The following is a 19,527-nucleotide window of genomic DNA, read 5'->3' on the forward strand; positions in this document are numbered from 1 at the left end:
CAGTATTCGTCCAATGTCCAGTTTACCGCCAAGCTTGGTGCACCGCGCTGGAAACGGCCAGGGCGCTGGCCGAGAAGGTCCCGGCCTCGCTGCCGCTGACCAGGACGCGTCCGGCCGTGCGCACATGCTGCGTGGCGCCGACAGCCAAGACCTCCAGGTCGTCGAGCACCAGCTCCGTCGCCTCGGTGCGCTGCAAGGGCCGCGTCAGCCGCACCTCGATGCCCCGCAACAGCCCGGTGACCCCCGGCGTGGGCATTGCGGCCACGCCGCCGGCAATATCCATGGCGGGCCCAGCCCGCAGGGTCTGGCGCGCGGCTTCGGCCAGGACCACAGCATCCACGCAGTTGCCGGGGAAATCCGCGGCCCAGGTGCACATGGCCGGCAATAGCAAGGCGAAACGCAGCCGTCCGTTGCTGTCCCGGCGCGGAGACGAGAGCAGCACGTTTTCCGGTCGCGCCTTGTTCACGGCTTCACACGCCAGGGGCTTCGGATTGGCCGTGTGCAGGGAGGTCACCACCGCGCAGGGCGCAAGCGGCTCCAGCCGGAGGGAAGCCGTGGCCACAGCGTGCCCCTCCTGCTCCACGTGGGCCAGGAACAGGGAGGGGGTTTCCTGTGGGGCCTCGCAGCGGGCCTCCACGCGTGCCGCCGGCTCCAGGGCGCACATGCCGGGGAAGGCCAGGGTCAGCTCGGACAGGAACAGCGGCGTCTCCGGGGGCAGGCCGCGTCCGGCCAGGAAGGCCGCTTTGGCCGTGGCGGCCATGGCCTCGGCCAGGTGCAGCCCCGAAACGTGGTCCAGGGCATGGTCGAAGAAGAAGGGGTGGCCCTGGTTCACCAGCAGGCGCGCCTCCGCCGCCAGGGGCGTGCGCGAGAGCAGGCGCGGGTCCTGCATCGCCTGGTTGGCCGGGTCCGACTTCCAGGCCAGGGCCAAGGCCTGGGGCCCTGCCTGGGCCGGGCCGGAGCCGCCGGTGGCCGCCCGCAGCATGTCCGCCAGGGTTCCCGCCCCCAGCAGCGCGTCACCGATGGTGTCAAGGTCCAGGCCGGGGATCAGGGTCTTGAGGCGCGAGGCCAAACGCATGGCGGCGATGGAGTCGAGCCCGAGCTCGCGCAGCCCGGTGTCCAGGTCCACCTCCTCCGCGGGCATGCCGCAGAGCTCGGCGGCGAAACACCGCAGCGCCTCGGCCGGGTCCTGCGCGCCAGCCTGGGCGCTGGTATTGGCCCTGGCATTGGCGGCAGGCTCATCGCTTTGCCGGGTGGACGGATCGGGAGTCCCGGCGGCTGGTCTTTCCGTGGGCTCGCTTGCGAGGTTCTGCGGCGCGGGACTCTCCACCCAGAACCGTTCCAGGGCGAAGCGCAACGGCGGCAGGTGCGTGCGTTGCATGCCGACCGCCAGGTCCAGACCTGTTTGCTCTAAACCGGCTAAGCCCGCCCAGTCCACGCCTTGGCCCTGGACAAAGGCCAGGGCGGCCTCCTCCAGGGAGCCGACCGCCACAACCTCCACAGGCGCGGCGCGCTGAACGCGGCCCCTGCGGACTCCCGGCGTCTGCTCTCCGGACAGTGCTCGGCGCAGCATGTCCGCCGCGTGCCGGTGGTCCTTGGCCACAAAGGCCAGGCGTTCGGCGTGGGCGTCCCGGCCGGTTTGCAGCGTCCAGGCCATGGAGGCGAACAAACCCTCGGCCCAGGCCTCCGGCTTCTGCCGGGCCAGCCATGACAGCAGGTCGTGGCACACCGCGTCCAGACGCATGCGGTCAGGGGCGGAGAGCACGATGGTCTGGGCGGCGTCCGGTCCGGCCTGGAACGAGTTCCGGGGGGCCCTGGCCCGCTGATAGTCTTCCAGCACGATGTGGGCGTTGACCCCGCCGAAGCCGAAGGAGCTGACCCCGGCACGCAATGGCGCGGCCTGCCCCCGGCTGTCCGTGGCGGAAGTCCATGGGGCGGTGTGGTCCAACAGGTAGAACGGACCGCCAGCGAGCCGGATGAGCGGATTGGGGCTGCCCGCGTGCAGGTTGCCGATGAGCGTGCGGTGGCGCATTTGCAGCAGGGTCTTGATGACCGAGGCCACGCCCGAGGCCAGCTCCAGATGTCCGATGTGCGTCTTGAGGCTGGCGATGGCGATGCGCCCTGCTTCCGGCGTTGCACCAAAGCGCTGGAAGAGTATCTCGAAGGCCATCCGCAGGCCCTCGATCTCCGCCGGATCGCCCAGGCGCGTGCCGGTGCCGTGGGCCTCGATAAACCCAACGGTGCGCGGGTCGATGCCGGCCCTGGCGTGGACCTCGGCAATAAGCGCCGCCTGGGCCTTGGCATTGGGAGCGGTAAGGGAGTGCGCGCGGCCTCCGTGGTTGACGCCCGTGGCCAGGATCAGCCCGTGGATGGGGTCGCCGTCGGCCTCGGCCCGCGACAGGGGCTTGAGCACGAGCAGGCCTGCGCCCTCGCCGCGCACATATCCGTCGGCCTGGCTGGAAAAGGCGCGGCAGCGTCCGGTGCGGCTCAAGAGACCTGCCTGGGAAAGGGAGATGTGCCCCTGCGCCGTGGGAATGACATTAAGCCCGCCAGCCAGGGCCAGGCCGCATTCTCCGCCTTGCAATGCGCGCACTGCGCGGTGCAGCGCCACCAGGGAGCTGGAGCAGGCGGTTTCAACCGGTTCGCTGGGGCCATGCAGGCCCAGGAAATGGCTCACCCGATTGGGCCCAAGCGACCCGACCCCGCCGGTGGCGGACAGGGCGTCGAGCGGCATGCCCGCAGCCCGCAGCCGCTGGTCGTAGCCGCTGGTGGCGGTGCCGATGAACAGCCCCGTATCGCTGTCGTTGAGGGCGTGCGGCGCGATTCCCGCGTCCTCCAGAGCGCGCACGGAATGGAGCATGGTGAGGCGCTGGCCGGGGTCCATGCACAGGGCCTCCCGGCGCGAAAGTCCAAAGAACTCCGGGTCGAAACGATCGATGTCGTCCATGAACCCGCCCCAGATGATGTCCGTGCGGCCGGGCTCCAGGCTCGGGTCGCCGTGGATGGCGCGCCAGTCCCAGCGGTCGGGCGGGATCTCGCCGATGCAGTCGCGCCCGGCCAACAGGTTGGACCAAAACGCGTCCAGATCCGGGGCTTGGGGGAAGGCTCCGCTCATGCCGATGATGGCCACGGGCTCCCCGGGCTGTGCTTCGTGCCGAGCCTCGTGCCGGACGGGCCGAAGTGCGGGTTGATGCGCTGGAATGGCGGCCTGGGGCCGGGCCATGGCGAAGGTCAGAAAACCCCGCGCCGCGGCCAACAGCGTCCCGTCCGGGGCGCACAGGCTGATGTCCGTGCGCGCGGGCCCCTTGGCGGCCAGGACGAAGACATGGTCCGGCAGCAGGCCAAACACTTCCAGCCCGGCGAGTTCGAAGGGCACCTCGGCGGGCACCACGCCGAAGTCGCCGTCGGCCTGGAGCAGCAGGCCCAGAGTTGCCTGGAAGGCCGCGTCCATGAGCCCTGGATCGAGTCGCCAGGAGCCGGACGCGGCCCCTGCCGGGCGGGACAGCTCACCCAGAAGTTCCGTTCCGTCGAGTTGGACGCGGACAAGCCCCTGGTGGGAGGGACCGTAATCCAGGCCGAGGGTGGAGAGTACCTCGCGGCAGCGCGCGCCGTCCGCCCGGAGCCCGCCCGTGCGCTGCAACGCCGCCGCAAGCCCGGTCCGAGGCTGCTGCTGCGGTGCGCCGGGGAGGGAGAGGCCACGCGCATGCACCGTGCGCTTTGTCACGCCGCCGCGTCCGTCATGGCTGGCCGCCTCGAAGGCCAGCACCCCGCCGGGCCGTTGCTCCAGCGAAAACACGAGTTCTCTGGCATCTGCGTCCACACGGAAGGGGCTTTCCCAACGCACCTCGGCCAGGCGTGCCCCGTGGGCCGGGTCGCAGGCTGCGGCGGCCTTCAGGGCCAGATCCAGATACGCCGCGCCGGGCAGCACCGGAACCCCGCCAATGCGATGGTCGCGCAGGAAGGGGTCGTCGCCCGTCAGCCGGATGCGCCAAGTGTGCGCGTCTTCTCGCGGCATGGGCGCGGCGGGTGCGGGTGAGGACGAGGTCTCCACGGATGCCTGGACCGGCGCGAAGTCTGGGTTGGTGGCAAAATGCGCGGCCAGGGCATCGATGCTCTGGTGCACGAAGAACAACGACGGAGTCACGGGCGCTCCGAGCTTGTCCTCTATATTCTTGGCCAACTGCGTGAAGGTGATGGAGTCGAAGCCGTACTCGCCCAGGGGGCTGTCCGTGGCCACATCCGCCGGGGACACCCGCAGGATGCCTGCCACCATTTCGGAGAGCCGGCTGGCGAGGCCTGCGGCGTGTTGGTCCGCAGGTCGCGCTGGCTGCGCGGTTTCGAGCCTGGCCGCTGCGGGCGCGCGCTCCGGGGCAACCTGTTTGGCTGCGGTCGGTTGCGGGGTCTGGACCACTCCGCCGAGCAGTTTGCGGCGCAGAACCGCGACGTCGCCATAGGCCACCAGCATCTGGTCATGATCCGAGGCCAGGGCCAGGGCGAAGGCGCGCATGCCCTCGGCTGCGGGGAGCGTGGCAAGGCCGTAGGACCGGCGTATCTGGGCCTGGGTCTTCTCGTCCAGGGTCATGCCCCCGCCCGCCCACAGCGGCCAGTCCAAGGACACTGTCCGGCCGCGCCGCAAACCTTGCGCCACAAGCCCGTTGCGCCAGGCAGCGAACCCGTCGAGCCAGCCGTTGGCCAGGGCGTAGTCCGCCTGACCGGCATTGCCCTTCACTCCGGCCAGGGAGGCGAAGCAGGCGAAAAAGTCGAGGTCGAGGTTGCGCGTGGCCTCGTCCAGCACCGCCGCGCCAAGGACCTTGGGCGCCAGCACGGCGTCCAAGGCCGCCGGGCTCTTGGTCAGCAGCAGCCCGTCGCGCAGCACTCCTGCCCCGTGCAGCACCCCGTCCAGGCGGCCATGCCGCTCAAGAATTCCGGCCACCAGTGCGGTCCCGGCCTCGATGTCGGAGACGTCCACGGCGTGGTACTCCGCCCGTAAGCCCAAGGCGCGCAGCGTCTCCAGGGTGGCGCGGCGCTTGTCGTCCAGTGGCGAGCGGCCTGCCAGCACCACGGCGGAGTCCCGCGTTTTCGCGGCGATCTCCTGGGCGAAGAGCAAGCCAAGGCCCCCTGCCCCGCCGGTGAGAAGATATACGCCGCCATCCGTCCATGGCCTCGGCGACTCGTCGCCCTTCCGCGACATGGACGGCCCGGTGGCGGCCTCAGCCAAGCCCCGCACCTGTAGCAGGCCGCCCCGGTGGAGGAAGAGTGTTTCCTTAGGGGTGGCGGCGGCGGCATCAAGCAGCGCCGCCATGCGAGCGGCGGGAACCGTTTCTTGGAAAAACACCGTCTGCGTCTGGAGCAGTGGGGATTCCTGGGCTGCGGTGCCCGCCAGACCGTTCAGAGCCAAGGCCGCTGGGAGGCTTTCGGCCACGGCGAACTGCACGGTGAGCGGCGCGCGCGACTTGCCTCTCGCAAGCCCTTGCGCAAGGTCCTTAAGTGTGGCGAGGGCGGCTTGAGCTGCGCGTTGCAGCGCCTGGGCATTGGCGACTGCATTGGCGCCGTCCAGGGGGTCGGCCCCCAGTTCGCGGACATCGGTGTGTCTGTCTCCCTGTGATCCCGGCTGCAACCCCATCTGTGCGTTGAAGGTCTGGGCCAGCTCTTCAGCCGCGCCCGGCCGCAGGCCCAAGGTCAGGACCACGCGCCGCGAGGTCGGCCGCATTCCCTTCTGGGCCGGAGCATCCAGCCACAGCGGAGCCATGCAGAACAGGGCGTCGTGTTCGCCCACGCCTTGCAGCCCTGTGCCGGGCAAGGCCTGGGGCGCCCAGTAGGACTTGCGTTCGAAAGGATAGCCCGGCAGAGCAACGCGGCGTCGGGGCAGACCAGAATGCAGGGCCTTCCAGTCCACGGCCCGCCCCTCCACAAAGGCTGTCACAGCCGCCTCGGCCGAAGCCGGCACCACGGACGCGCCACGGGCTCCGCTGCCGCGCACCAAGCCACGGGTGACGGAAACAGCGTGGGGTCGGCCTTCGGCCAGGGCGGCGAGCACGTCGCGGGCTTCGTCCAGGCTTGCGGCCACGAAGCCCAGGCGTTCGGCCATGGCCTCCCGGCCCATTTGCAGGGTGAAGGCGATGTCCGCCAGCGGTTCTGCCTGTCCCGCCCCGGCCATGCGGTCCAGGGCGCGGCGCAGGTCGCTCACGCGCGCAGCCAGGGCCGTGGCCGTGCGGGCGGAGAGCACCAGCGCCTGCGGTCCGGCGTTTTGGTCTTCGTGCCGGGGCGGCTCGATGCGCTCCTCCAGCACAAGATGGGCATTGGCCCCGCCCGCGCCGTAGCTGCTGATGCCCGCCCGGCGTGGCAATTCCCTGCCGTTCTGCGTGAGCCGTGGCCAGGAGCCGAGGGTCTTCTGCACCACAAAGGGCGTGGCGGCGAAATCGATGTGCCGGTTGGGCGGGTCGGCGTGGAGCGTTGGCGCAAGCTCGCCGTGCTTCATCTGCAACAGCACCTTGGTCACGCTGGCGATGCCTGCCGCGCTTTCACAGTGGCCGATGGCCGACTTGGCCGAGCCGATGGGCAAGGGCGCGCGACGCGGATTTTTGCCATAGGCCCGCATCAACCCCGCGATCTCGATGGGGTCGCCCAGGCTCGTGCCCGTGCCGTGGGTCTCCACATAGCTCACAGTGTCCGGGTCCAGGCCGGAACGCGACAGCGCAGAGACGATGACCCTGGCCTGGGCCGAGGGGTCGGGCACGGTGTAGCCGTTGGTATGGCCGCCGTGGTTCACGGCGGAGCCGCGCAGAACGGCCAGGATGCGGTCGCCGTCGCGCAGGGCGGCGTCCAGGGGGCGCAGCACCACCACGCCCACGCCCTCCGAGGGTACATATCCGTCGGCACCGTCCCCGAAGGCCGCGCAACGTCCTGCGGCGGACTCGAAGGAGCCGTGCCCGAGTATGCGGTACTTGTTGGGGTGCAGCGACAGGTTTACCCCACCGGCCAGGGCGGCGCGGCATTCGCCCAGGCGCAGCGACTGGCAGGCCAGGTGGATGGCCATGTGCGAGGAGGAGCACATGGTGTCCACCCCCAGGCTGGGCCCCCGAAAGTCGAAGGAGTATGACACACGGTTAGCCACGGAGGCCGGGGAGCCGGACAAGGCCAAGGGCCTGCCGCGCATTGTCTCCTCCACGCCGTGCAGCGGATAGTCCTCGTACATCACGCCCACGAACACGCCCACCTCGCGGCCGGGCCGTCCGTCCTCGGCCGGGTCCAGGCTGTCGCGGTGGTGCCCGGCGTTCTCCATGGCATGGTAGGCGCACTCCAGGAACAGACGTTCCTGCGGGTCGGTGGTCTCGGCCACGGAGGGCAGGATGCTGAAAAACGCGGCGTCGAAGAGGTCCACTCCGTCCAGGAATCCGCCCCGTCGGCAGCGCGTGGAGCCGGGGGCGGCGCGGTCGGGGTCGTAGAGCATCCCGTGATCCCAGCGGTCCGTTGGGACATCGCTGAGGCAGTCGCGGCCTTGGCGCAGATTATCCCAGTATTCGTCGATGTCCTTGGCCATGGGGTAGCGTCCGGCCACGCCGACGATGGCGATGTCCATGTCCTCATGGCGTCCGGTGGAGGACCGCGGCGCGGGGGCGGCGGATGCCACAGGCCTCGGCGCGGAAGCGGCCTGGTCAATGATGGTCTCGGTGCCGGAGCTGGACGGGTGCAGAACCGCGAGGTGCGCGGCCAGATCGCCCAGGGTGCGGTGCTCGTAGAATACGGTGAGGGGGACCGGTCCCAGGCGTTCTTCCAGTTCGCGCAGCACCTGAAGCACGCGCACGGAGTCAAGGCCATATTCCTCAAGGGGGTGGTCGCTCTCGATGTCCTGGGCCTCTAACCCCAGGTGGCGGCAGAGCAGATCTTCGAGCAGGGCCAGCATGGCCGAGCCGGCATCTGTGGCGGCATCTGTCGCGGCACCTGTGGCGGCATCTGTGGCGGCGGGGACAGCGACAGGGACGGGCTGGGGTTCCGGCGCGGCAGGGCTGGGCGCGAGGCCGCTGGTGGCCGCAGGCGCAAGAGCAGTCTCAACGGGTTGCAGCCAGTAGCGCTTCCCGGCAAAGGGGTACGTCGGGGCATGAGTCCTGCGCGGGCGGAATCCGGGGGTCAGCAAGAGCCAGTCCAGGGTGGCGCCGCGCGTCCACAACGCCCCCAACCGCCGCAATTCGCCGCGCCGGGCCAAAGCCGCCGTCATGGACGCAAAGTCATGGTCCGCCGAGAGGTCGTCCAGGCCGCCTTCCGCATTGCCGGTCACAGCCTCGGCGCTGTTTCCTGCAAGGGCGAAGGCCTCAAGCATCGCGGCCGCCTCCAACGCATTGGAAGCCGCCAAGGCCAAACGGTGTTCCATGGCCTCCCGACCGTCTTGCAGGGTCCAGGCCAAATCGGCCAGGGCCGCCGCGTCGAGCGGGCGGGCGCGCAAACGCTCCGCCAGACGCCCGGCCATAATCCGAAGCCGCTCTGGCGTCCGCGCGGAAAGGACCAGCAGCACTTCGGCGGGGGGTGTGTTGCGCCCCTCTGCCGTCTGCTGGGCGAATTCGCGCACCAGAACATGCGCCCCGGCGCCTCCGGCCCCGAAGGAGCTGACCCCGGCCAGACGCGGGCCGCTTTCGGGCCTGGGCCAGGGCGTGGGTTGACCTGGCACGAAGAAAGGGCTGGCCGCGAAATCGATGTGCGGGTTGGTCTCGCTGCAATGCAGGCTGGGTGCAATGACTCCGTGGGCCAGTTGCAGCAGGACCTTGGCCAGACCGACTGCCCCGGCGGCGCTCTCGCAATGTCCGATGTTGGACTTCACCGAGCCTAGGGCGCAGCCCGATCCCATGCTCCCCTGCCCGAAGGCGCGCGTCAGGGCCTCCACCTCGATGGGGTCGCCAAGCTCCGTGCCGGTGCCGTGGGCCTCGATGCAGCCGATGCAGCCGATGTCCGAGGGCGCTATTCCGGCGTCCCGCCAGGCGTCGCGCACCAGGGCGGCCTGTGCCGAGGGGCTCGGAGCGGTATAGCTGGAGGTGCGCCCGCCAGCGTTCAGGGCCGTGCCCGCGATGACACCGTAAATGGCGTCGCCGTCGGCTTCGGCGTCGTCCAGGGGGCGCAGCACCAGGGCCGCCACGGCCTCGCCCACGGCTATGCCGTCGGCCCCGGCGCCAAAGGACCGGCACGGGCCGCCAGGAGAGAGGATGGACAGCTCCGAAAGCGCGGCCATGTGCCTGGGATGCGCGATGACGTTGACCCCGCCGGCCAGGGCCATGTCGCACTCGCCGCCACGCAGGGACTGCACGGCCAGATGGATGGCCGTGAGCGACGAGGAGCAGGCCGTGTCCACCGCCAGACTGGGGCCTTTCAGGTCGAGCAGGTAGGAGACGCGGTTGGCTATGGACCAGAAGGCCGCGCCGGTGGGATAGTGGGCGTTCATGGCCCCGGCGAACACGCCCACCTTGTGCCGGGCTCCCACAGTGGAGGGCGCGAATCCGGCATCCTCAAGGGCCTTGTAGCATTCTTCCAGAAACAGCCGTTCCTGCGGGTCCATGCGCAAGGCTTCGGCTGGCGAGATGTGGAAGAACAAGGGCTCGAAACAGTCCACCTTGTCCATGAACCCGCCGACCTGGGAGCAGATGCGCCCGGCCAAGCCCGGCCTGGGGTCGTAGTGCGCTCGCCAGTCGAAACGCTCGGCCGGAATCTCGCGGATGCTGTCGCGCCCGGCCAGCAGGTTGGCCCAGAAGGTCTGGGCGTCCGGCGCGTCCGGCGCGCGCAGCGACAGCCCGACGATGGCGATGTCGCGACCGTGGGCCGTTCTTGCCGGTCGGACGGGCGGGCGTGGCTCGGGCAAGGGCTGCGGTGCGTGGGGGGCAGGCTGCGCCGTTTGCTCCGGCTGCTGTGCGCCCAGGGCCTGGGCCAGGGCCTCGGGCCAGTGCTGGCGGACATGTCGGGTCAGGGCGTCCACAGTGTTGGCCTCGAACAGCAGTGTGGAGGACACCTCCGGGAAATGCCGACGCAGGAGGCTCGTGATCCGAAGGACGAGAATGGAGTCCACGCCATAGCGTTCCAGGGGCGCGCCAAAGGCTATGTCCGCCTCGGGAACTTGGATGGCCTGGGCCACCAGATTTCGCAGGAAGCGGCGGGCGGTGTCCATGGGAATCTCCATTGGGCCCGTGTGGGGCGGAAGCGTCCGGGCGTGCGGGCCGGATGACAGAGGGGACGATGGTCCTAATGGCGTGGAGAGCGACGCCGCGGGCGATGCGGCAGCCGCCGCAAGGGGCACGGGCTGCCGCTTGACCTCCTGAAGCGCCAGGCCGTCGCTGTCGGCCAGGATGATCTGCTGGCCCAGCCCGTGGGCTGGGGAGGCAGGAAAAGTGACGCCCGTGAAGCCTTCGTCGGCAAGCACCCGCGCCCAGGTCTCCGGGGCCAGGGCCGGGGTGCCCGGCAGGCGCAGGGCCGGGTCGGAATACAACCACCAGCCCTCCAGCAGTCCGAAGGTCACGTGGCTGAAGAGCACGTTGGCCGAAAGCTCGTTGAGCATGAGCAGCCCGCCGCCCTTGAGCACGGCCTTGACGTTGCGCAGGCTCTGGCGGATGTCGCGCGTGGCGTGCAGCACGTTGGTGGCGATGACCATGTCGTACCCGCCGGGTTCGATGTCCTGGCCTTGCAGCGGGCGCGACACGTCGAACAGGCGCGGGGTCAAATACGCCGCCCCGGGCTGGAGTTCCCGCTGCGCTTGCAGCAAGAAGGCCTTGGACAGATCGGTGAAGGCGTATTCGGCCATGGACGCGGCATAGGGCGAAAGCCGGGACAGAATCCGGCGGGTGGTGCCGCCGGTGCCCGCGCCCACTTCAAGCAGGCGCAGCCGCGCGCCGGGGTCCAGGCGCAGGCGCTCGTTAACCGCCGCAACCAGGGCGTCGCAGAGCCGGTCGTTGAAGTGGTCGGCCACGGCGTTGTCGCTGTAAACCCCCTGAACCAGCCTCAGGGAGGCGCCGGGAAAGATGATCTCCGTGGTCTTGCGCTTGCCCGCCAAAATGTCCGGCAGGGCCATAAGCGTGGCCTCGGCCAGCCTGATGTGGTGGCGGCGGTGCGGATCTTCCCGCCAGGGCTTAAGGGCCCGGTCCCAATCCGCTGCGGCCCGCTGCGGGCCCGGCGCCTCGGCCACGGGCCGCCAGCGTCCGTCCTTCATACGCTCCACCAGCCCAAGCCGGGCCAGCGCATGCAGGGATTCTTCAAGCCAGCGCTCAAGATAAGCCGGGATGCGCGCGGCCATGGAGGCAAGGTCCAGCGGCGCGCCCGCGAATATTCCTGCGTCTTGAAGTTGGGCGTACAGGAACCGGCCCATGTCCGCGTCCAGATCGCTCATCTGGCCGCCCACCAGGAGGGCCAGCCGGCAGGAGGGCTCCTCCTGCGGACCGACGCCCTGCGCCGCCGTTGCGGCCATGGGCGGCAGCGCCGGTTCGTGCGCCAAAACCTCCACATCTCCGCGCAGGCCCGTCACGCCGGATTCTCCTGCCCCGGGAGCAAGGGCCGCGCAGGCCATGCTCTCCAGCCTTCCCGTGAGCAGGGTGTCCAGGGCGGCCACGCCTTGCGCATGATCGATGCCAGCCAGCCCCAGCCGGGCCATGCGCTCCCGGTGCTCCTGGGTAGCCACCGCGCCCACCTCGGCCCAGTAGCCCCAGTGCATGACGGCCGTCCGGGCCCCCTTGGCGTGGCGCAGGTTGTGCGCCAGGGCGTCGCCGAGGGTGCACCCGGCGGCGTATGCCCCCTGCCCAGGCATGCGGGCGAAGGATTGCAGGGACGAAAAAATCAGCACAAAGTCCAGCGCGGCGAGGTCGAAAACCTGTCCAAGAAGCAGCGCCACGTCGGCCTTGGCGCGCAGCGAAGCGTCCAGGGCTTCGTCCGTCAGCCGGGCCACGGTCATATCGCGCAGATCGATGGCCGCGAGGACGATGCCGTCCAGCCTGCCGAACCGCTCCTGCACGGCCTCGCGCACCCGGCCCAGGGCGGCGCGGTCGCTGGCGTCGGCCTGGATATACACCGGGCGCGGTCCCAAGGCCGCCAGAGTCTCAATGTGCGCCTCGATGGAGGCATTGAAAGACCGCCGCCCGAGCCAGACCACCTGCGCCCTGCGGCGGCGCAACATGGCCTCGGACCAGACGCGGCCCAGGCCCCCTGCCCCGCCCACAACGAGATAGACCCCGCCCTCGCGGCCGGCCAAGGGAGGCGGTTGGGACTGCCGGGCCAGGCGCGCCAGCGTGTGGCGGTGCCAGAACCCGTGGCGGTGCGCAAAGCTCGCTCCGCCTGTGTCGCCGGGCAGGCCGGGGACCTCGGCCAGCGCGGACGGAGGCCAGGGCGAATCCGCCGAAAAGTCCGCCAGACGCACGGACCAGTGCGGATACTCCTTGGCGAGGCTGCCCAGCAGGCCGTGCAGGGCGGCGCCCTCCACCCGGCAGGACTCGCTCTGATCGACGCAGAGGGCTCCGGCTGTGAGCACGGTCCAGTCCAGCGGTTGGCCCTCCCAGCCCAGGGCAGTCAGGGCGCGCACAACGCGGGCCACGATGCGGGGCCAGGCCTTGGCCTGACGGAGCTGCTCGGCATCATCCTGGTCGGCTGCAGCGGCGTGGACGTGATCATCCGGTGCGGCTGTCACGGCGCGGGCGTCCAGCACCATGTGCCTTGGCGCTCCGGCAGCGGCCAGCCGTTCGACCACCGACTCCTGCAACTCCTCCGCATCAACGGGAAAAACCCGCATCTCCGACCAAATGTGCCGCAGACCTTCCAGCCGGGCGGAATCCGGCGCTGCCAGGGCCAGGACCAGCGCGGCTCCGGAAAGCCGTTGCGGCACGAGGGCGTCCCCGGTCAGGGGTTCCCAGACCGGAACCAACAGCTCGGCCTGGTTCGTATGCCCTGTGGTCACCGTCTGCTCCGGCAGCGGGCGGAAGCGCATGCCCTTGATCCGTGCGCGCGGCACGCCCTGGTCGTCAAATATATCCACATCCACCCGGCGCAGGCTCCCGTCCGGGGCACGCTCGACCTGGGAAAGCACGGCTTGGGCGGGCCAGGTGAGAGGGCCAGAAAAGCTCGCGTGCTCAATGCCAAAGGGTACGGACGTTGCGGAGACGGACGCCCGGCCGACCATGAACCCCGCCACGGCCTGCACCGCGCCGTCCATGAGGATGGTGTCGAGCCCGCCAGGGGCGGCATTGGGCGCCCCCTCGGGCTGGCGCAACTCAGCCCACACCTGCCCTGCAGCCACGCGCAGCGCCGCTAGCGGGCGCAGGCGGGGGCCATGTGCGATGCCCGCTGTGCGCAGCATGTCGTAGGCGGCCTCTGCGGACAGGTTGACGCTCGCTGCGGGAGCTGGACTCAGCCTGGCCGACAGGCTCAGGGGCTCCGCTGCGCCGGACAGGAGCACGGCCTGGCAGCAAGGTGCCGGCGCGCCCTCCTGGTCAAGACGGGCGTCGAAGCCGCCCTCCGGCCTGCGGGTCAGGGTCAGGCGCAGGGTCAGGCCATTTTCGTCCGCCTGCATGGGCCGCAGCCAAGTCAGGTCGCGTAGGGTCAGATCCCAAGGGGCTGACATGCTGGAGGCCAGGCCAGACTGTTCCAGGGCGGCGTGGAACAGCTCCACCGCCATCATGCCCGGCAGCACCGCCTGGCCCGAGACATGGTGGTCGGCCAAGAGCGGGCATGCGGCGTCTATCTCCACGACGAAGACGGCCTGTCCGCCCTGCCCATTCTGTCTGGCCTGCTCCTCTTGTTCAGCCAGGCGGCGCAGACGGAAAGCGGCCACGTTCCCGACGAAGCCGGTTCGGGCGGCCACGGCATCGGGCTTGGGGACGATCCAGTGCCTGGTTTGGGCAAAGGGATAGGTCGGCAGCGGCACGCGGCGTGGGCGGCCTTCGTGAATGGTGGCGGGGAACAGGGCGGTCACGTCCGGCGCGGCCCCGGCCACGTAAGCTTTGGCCCAGGCCTCGACGTACTCCTGGCGGTCATGTCGCTTCGCGGGAGCCGAAGCAGACGGCGCGCCGGGGAGCAGCTCGGCGCAGTGCAGTCCGGGCACGGCTTGCCCAACGGCGAATTCATCCAGCGCCCTGACCAGCGCCGCGTGGTCCTGGGCCACAAAGGCGAGGCGGTGCTCGAAATGTCCCCGCCCGGTCAGCAGGGTGAAGGAGACGTCGGCCAGGTCCAGACCGGGGTGGGCGCGCAAATGCAGCGCCAGCCGCCGGGCCAGCAGGGGCAGAGCCTCGGCCCTGCGCGCCGAGAGCGCGAAGAGCAGCGCTGTGCTGGCGTGGAGCCGGGGCGCAGGTGTCGGGGCCTCCTCCAGCACGAGGTGCACGTTGGTCCCGCTTGCCCCAAAGGCGCTCACCGCAGCCCTACGCGGCAGGCCGCTGGCGGCTCGCCAGGGCTGCGGGGCCGTGTCGATGCGGAACGGTCCGCCCTTCAGGGACATGCCGGGATTAAGGTGCTCGAATCCGGCCAGGGGCACGGTTTCCCCGTTGCGCAGGCACAAAAGCGCCTTCAGTACACCGGCGACTCCGGCGGCGTATTGGGCATGGCCGATGTTGGCCTTGATCGAGCCCAGGGAGCACCCGCCAGGCGTTGCCGCCGGCCCGGAGAAAGCCGCGCTCAGAGCCCGGAACTCGATGGGGTCGCCCAGGGCCGTGCCCGTGCCGTGGGCCTCCAAGAGGCCAATGGTGCCGGGAAGCACGCCTGAGCGCGCATGCACGTCGCGCAGCAGCGTCTCCTGCGAGCGGGCGCTGGGTGCGGTGATGCCGTTGGTGGTTCCGTCATGGTTCATGCCCGAGGCCAGGATCAAGCCGTGGATGTGGTCGCCGTCAGCCAGCGCGTCGGCCAGACGGCGCAGCACCAGTGCCCCGGCCCCTTCGCCGGGAACGAAGCCGTCGGCGCGCTGGTCGAAGGAGCGGCAGCGGCCCGTGGGCGAAAGCATCCCGGCAAGTCCGGCGGTCCGGTACAGGCGCGGGGTGGATTGGATGAACACCCCCCCCGCCAGGGCCAGGTCCGTTTCGCCCTGGCGCAGCGCCTGGCAGGCTTGGTGGATGGCCGCCAGGGAGCTGGAGCAGGCCGTATCCACGGCCAGAGCCGGGCCCTTCAGGTCCAGCAGGTAGGCGATGCGCGCCGGAGTCAGCGAGGCCATGTTGCCGCACAGGGACTGAGCCGTGGCCGCGCCGGGCGCGAGGTCCTGATAATCGCCGGAGCAACACCCGGCGTAGACCCCGCAGCGCCGCCCGGCCAGAGCCGGACCGGCATGCCCGGCGTCTTCCAGGGCGGCCCAGCACTGCTCCAAAAACACCCGCTGCTGCGGGTCCATGGAGGCTGCCTCGATTCCTGAGATGTTGAAGAACAAGGCGTCGAAGCGGTCGATGCCGTCCAGGAACCCGCCGCGTGGGCACAGGCCGGGTTCCAGCGGCCAGCGGGTCACCGGCTCCATGAGCTCCCGGCCCGCCCGGATATGTTCCCACAATGTGTTCAAGTCCGGCGCGCCGGGGTACCGCCCGCTCATGCCGATGACCGCGATGGGCTCCAGGCCGCTGCGATGGTCAGGGCCGGAACATCCGGCGCTGGACGCGGCCGGCTGCGACAAGTGCGACAGGTGCGACAGGTGCGATGGCTGCGACGGCTGCGAGCCCAGGCTTGGGCCTTGCGACAGGATATGCCCAGCCAGCCGGTCCAGGGTGCTGTGGTCGAAAATATCGGTGACGGTGAGCCCCGTACCCAAGCTGGCGTTAAGGCCCTCCACCAGCCCGACGCAAAGAATGGAGTCCAGGCCGTAGTCGGCAAAGGGGCGGCTCGGAGCGATGTCCGCGGGCAGCAGGTCCAGGCGGCGGCACAACTCCTCTGCCACTTTGGCGCGCACGTTGTCTTCTGTGGCCGCCGGGGCCTGGCGGCTCGACATGGGCTGGTGCTGCGGCGCGTTGGACCCCACCGGAAACGGTTCAAAAGACTGCGGCGAAGCTTGCAGCAGGTCGCCCACCCAGAACCGGCGCTTGGCCAGGGGATGTCCCGGAAGCCCCAGAGGACGGCGCGCGGTCAGCTCCGGCCTGCGCGGCCAGGGGATGGGCACGCCGCGCACCCATAGGGCCAGCACGTCCGCAAAGCGCCCGCGCTCAACCCAGCCAGCCGTTGCCTGTTGCAGGTCCTCCGAGGCGGCCAGGGCGTTTCTGCTCTCCAGCCGGGCGCTGACGATGCCGGTCCAAATCCCGCCATCTGGATGGGTACCGGCTAGAAAGCGGTCCAGCAATTCAGCCAGATGCGCGGCATCGCGGGCCAGCAGCCCCAGGCGGTGGTCCATGGCTTCGCGCCCGGTTTGCAGGGTCGCGGCCAGGGCCGCCATGTCCACGGCGGGCGCGGCAAGGGATGCCCGTGCGCCGGTCTGCCGCGCGGCCAGATCGCGCGCGCTCAGGCCCAGGTCCAACCCCTCGCCGCAGCCCAGGTCCAGGCCCAGGCGGCGCAGCCCCAGGGCATCCAGGCCATAGTGCAGGAGTGGGACGTCGGGCTCCAACTCCGAAACCGACAGGCCCAGGACCTGGCCCAGCGCTTCAAGAACAGCCGCAATTTCCTTCTGGTCCGCTTCTGGGCGGGGCGCGGGCGAAAGCCAAGCCAGGAGCGCCTCGGCGGCGCGTCGCAAGGCCTCGTCCGAGCGCGCCGAAAGCACCACGGGCCAAGGGCCGCGTGCGGCAATGGTCTGGGTTGGCTGCGGATACTCCTCCACGAGAACGCAGGCGTTGGCCCCGCCCGCGCCGAAGGAGTTCACCAGCGCCCGTCTGGGGCCGCCATCCGGGGGCAGCCAGGGTTCCGCCCGGTGGATGAGCCGCAACGGGCTCCTGGTCCAGTCGATGTTCTGGTTTGGCTCATCGGCGTGCAGGGTCGGAGCCAGCACGCCGCGGCGCAACTGCCCCAGCACCTTGATGACCCCGGCCACTCCGGCGGCGGCCTCCAGGTGTCCGATGGCCGATTTTGCCGAGCCCAGGGCGATGCGGCCCGGAGTCGCCCGCGGCCCCAAGGCCAGGGCCAGCCCCTGGGCCTCGATGGGGTCGCCCAGCTCTGTTCCCGTGCCGTGGGCCTCCACGCAGGAGATGCTCGCCGGGGGCGCGCCCGCATCATTGAGCACCGCGCGGATGAGCGCGGCCTGCGCCGCCGGGTTTGGCACGGTGAAGCCGCCCGCGTGGCCGCCGTGGTTCACCGCCGTGGCGCGCAGCAGCGCCAGGATGCGGTCTCCGTCGGCCTCGGCCCGGGACAAAAGCTTGAGCGCCACAACGCCCGCGCCCTCGCCGGGCACGAAGCCCGAGCCGCCCTGCCCGAAGCTGCGGCAGCGCCCGTCATGGGAGAGCATGCCTGTGGCGCAGAGGTCCACGTAATTGGACGGGTGCAGGTACAGGTTCACGCCGCCCGCCAGGGCCAGGGAGCATTCACCCTGGCGCAGGGACTGGCAGGCCTGGTGGATGGCCGTGAGCGAGGAGGAGCACATGGTGTCCACCGGCTGGCTGGGGCCGTGGATGTCAAGAAAGTGCGACACGCGGTTGGCGGCGGCGGCGAAGGAGGTGCGCGGCCGGATGTCTGAACCGGCGAGCTTCAGGGCGGCGGCGTGGCGCTCGTATCCGGTCTTGGTGATGCCTGCGAACACGCCGACGCGGCCCTTGTGGTCCTTCGCCAATCTCTCGCGGGTGAGCCCAGCGTCTTCCAGCGCCCGCCAGCAGACCGTGAGGAACAGCCGCTCCTGGGGGTCCATGCACATGGCCTCGCGCGGGGAGATGCCGAAGAACAGCGGGTCGAAGTCCGCAAAGCCATCCAGGAACGCGCCCCACTTGGAGTAGCTGCGCCCCTCGCACGCGGCCCGGGTCCTGTCGGGCTCAAAAAAATCGACCAGGGACCAACGCTCGGCGGGGATCTGCCCCACGCAATCCCGCCCGGCCTCCATGTTGGCGAAGAACGTTTCCAGGTTCGGCGCCTGGGGGAACTGGCAGGCCGCGCCGATGATGGCCACGGGCTCCGCCAGGGGGGCCTGATGCCTCGCGTGGGCAGGGAGCCTGGGGGCGGGAGGCGGTTGTGCGAGTGGAGGCGCGGGGGACGCTTGCTCCAGCCCGCACCAGGCGGCGCAGGCAGGGGCGTTGGTGTCCAGCAGGTGCCCGGCAAGGCTGTCCAGGGTGTTGTATTCATACAAGACGGTGCGGGACAGGCGCGGGATGTGCCGCGAAAGCCGCTCGTTCATGCGTCCCACCAGAATGGAGTCCAGGCCGTAGGCTTCCAGCCGCTCTCCGGCGTCAATGGCGGCGGCGGCCCGGCCCGTAATCTCGGCGAAGGTCTGGCGCAGGGTCTCCAGTACGGCCCGCCGCAGTCCGGCGCCTGGTGCGCCGGTTGCGCCCGTCGTCTTGCCCGTCAGAATTTCTGGTGCAACGCCGCGCAGGCGGTTCAGCATGGCCTGGCGTTCGCCCCAGGCCGCCAGCACCTGCGCATGTCCCGAGGCCAAGGCCGTGTGGAAGGCGTCGAGGCCAGCCCTGGCGGGCATGGGGACCATGCCTGACTCGCGGCGCAACAGGGTCAGGGCCGCCTCGTCCACAGCCATTCCCCCGTCGGCCCAAAGCGGCCAGTCCATGGCCAGGGTGCGGCCCCGGCGCAGACCTTGGGAGACGAGATTGGCGCGTCGCCCGGCCAAACCGTCCAGCCAGGCGTTGGCAAAGGCGTAATCCGCTTGGCCTGCGCCGCCCATGACGCCCGCCAGTGAGGAGAAGAGCGCGAAGAAATCCAGGTCCATATCACGGGTGGCCTCGTCCAGGGCTAGGGCTCCGGCGATCTTTGGGGCCAGCACGATATCGAGGTCGGCGGTGTCCTTGCGCAACAGGTATGCGTCGCGCAGCACCCCGGCGGCATGCAGCACGCCCGCGAGACCGCCAAGACGCGCGACAGCGTCACGGACGAGGGCTGTCAGGGCTCCGGCGTCGGCCACATCCACGGCATGGTATTCGACCCTGGCGCCCAGGCCCTCAAGCTCGGCACGGATGCCGCGCTGGCTCGCGCCCTCCTGCGAGCGGCCAAGGAGCAGCAGCGTCGGCCGCTGCACCTGGCTGGCGATGTGACGGGCGAAGATGCGCCCCAGGCCGCCTGCTCCGCCGGAGAAAAGGTACACGCCTCCGTCACGCCAAGGCGAGGGCGGCGGAGCATCCGGCCGCACATCCTCCAGGCGGTGGACCTCCCGGATGCCGGAGCGGTGGCGCACCAGGCGGTCTTCGGGCCGCAGGGACTCGGCTTCCAGCAGGGCGGACAGCCGTGTGGGCGGCAAGGCCTGGCGCTCGGCATCCAGGGCCACAACCTGTCCACGCACCTGGGGGCATTCGGCCTCCGCGGAGCGCAAAAGAGCGGCCAGCGCCAACAGCGGCGACTCGTCGTCGGCCAGGGGCGCGGCAATCTGGATCAACGTCCGCTCATGGCCGCGCACGGCTTGCTGGACGTGCGCCAACACCGTACGTGCCAGTTTCAGGGCTTCCTGCGCGGTCCAGGGCGCTTGGCTCCAGGGCAGCGGGA

At 70.4% G+C, this 19,527-nt stretch carries 1 protein-coding gene; it reads right to left on the reverse strand.

The features are described from left to right. Positions 1–22: 22 nt before the first annotated feature. Positions 23–19,420 (reverse strand): SDR family NAD(P)-dependent oxidoreductase, encoded by a 19,398-nt coding sequence (locus tag ACYQ4W_RS08630; protein ID WP_459855320.1) that lies wholly within the window; start codon positions 19,418–19,420, stop codon positions 23–25. Positions 19,421–19,527 lie beyond the last annotated feature (107 nt).

The sequence above is a fragment of the Humidesulfovibrio idahonensis genome (assembly GCF_054657715.1).